Here is a 1,411-nt window from a genome sequence, read left to right as displayed (position 1 = left end):
CCGGACAGGGGATAGGGTCCTGGAAGCGGAAGACAGGATCCAGAACCGGCCTCGCATCGGGATCGGAGCCGGTCTTACGGTAACCAATTTAACTAAGCGATCGAGCTAATTAAGTAATATGGCTCTTGATTAAATAAGGAACTTCTTCCATCTTGTCGCATGGCGATCGCCGTCCTTCCCAGTCAGCGCCTAGGCCGATTCGTGGAAATCACGGCGGGCGGAGAGATCGTTCGCGCGTTTCTTCCGCCGCCGCTCCCTCCGAACCCGCCCGTCGACCTTCTTCGGCTGCAGGAGCGGCTCAGCCTGGCCCATCTGGCTCTAGGACGCCTGGATGGCATCGCCATGCTCCTCCCGCGCCCGGAACTCTTCCTTTACATGTATGTCCGAAAGGAGGCCGTTTTATCTTCGCAAATCGAGGGCACGCAGTCGACGCTCGCCGATCTTCTTCGATTCGAGATCAGGGCTCACGACGGGCAGCCGATCGACGAGATTCGCGAGGTCTCAAACTATGTCGACGCGATCATGTACGGGCTGGACCGGCTCCAGCATCTGCCGCTTTCGCTTCGACTCATCCGCGAATTGCACGAGCGGCTGCTTCGAAACAGTCGGGGCGAGGGCAAGAGCCCGGGGGAGTTCCGCCGCTCCCAAAACTGGATCGGAGGATCTCGCCCCGGAAATGCCTTGTTCGTTCCGCCGCCACTGAATGAGCTCGATTCCTGCCTGGATGCGCTGGAGCGATTCCTCCACGAGGAAGGGTCCGGGCTACCCGTTCTCGTCAAGGCGGGGTTGATCCATGTTCAGTTCGAGACGATTCATCCCTTCCTCGACGGAAACGGCCGCATCGGCCGCCTACTGGTCACTCTTTACCTCTGCGCGCGGTGCGTCTTGCACCAGCCGTTGCTTTATCTGAGCCTCTTTTTGAAGACGCATCGGGCCGACTATTATCGTCTTCTCCAGGAGGTGCGGGAACGGGGCGCATGGGAAGAGTGGCTCGACTTCTTCCTCGGTGGAGTCGCCGAAACGGCTGATCAGGCGTATCGTGCGGCTGGACGGATCGTCGACCTCTTCCGTGGGGACCGGGAACGGATCCGGAGCGGCGCCGAAAGCCGCCGCGCCAATTCCGCACTTAGGGTTCACGAATTGTTCCAATGCCATCCTTTCCTTACCGCACATTTTCTCGTCGAGCAGACGGGACTGAGCATGCCTACCGTCAACTCGGCGCTTTCCGTTCTGGAGGAGGTCGGCGTCGTCGCTGAGGTGACGGGTCGCCGGAGGGGACGGATTTTCGGCTACCGGGACTATCTCGCGATTCTCAACGAAGGCACCGAACCGCTGCCCGCCGCAGGATCGAATGTGGCAAAGGAGTAGTGCGGGAGCTTCGGCTGCCCATCTCACCCATACTCGCCCTCGA

Annotated in this window: 1 protein-coding gene; it reads left to right on the top strand. The window is 60.2% G+C overall.

The window, feature by feature from the left end:
- Positions 1 to 159 precede the first annotated feature (159 nt).
- The gene (locus MAMT_RS05150; RefSeq protein WP_142659933.1) at positions 160 to 1,368 is read left to right on the top strand and encodes a Fic family protein; all 1,209 of its coding nucleotides are present in this window, start codon (positions 160 to 162) and stop codon (positions 1,366 to 1,368) included.
- Positions 1,369 to 1,411: the final 43 nt, after the last annotated feature.

It is taken from the genome of Methylacidimicrobium tartarophylax (genome assembly GCF_902143375.2).
Classification (GTDB): Bacteria; Verrucomicrobiota; Verrucomicrobiia; order Methylacidiphilales; family Methylacidiphilaceae; genus Methylacidimicrobium; species Methylacidimicrobium tartarophylax.
The sequence above is the reverse complement of the archived record's forward strand: the minus strand, read 5'-3'. Positions and strand labels throughout refer to the sequence as shown.

Excerpts from the sequence above, each read along its gene's own strand:
- MAMT_RS05150 (WP_142659933.1), top strand. The coding sequence starts at position 160 with ATGGCGATCGCCGTCCTTCCCAGTCAGCGCCTAGGCCGATTCGTGGAA.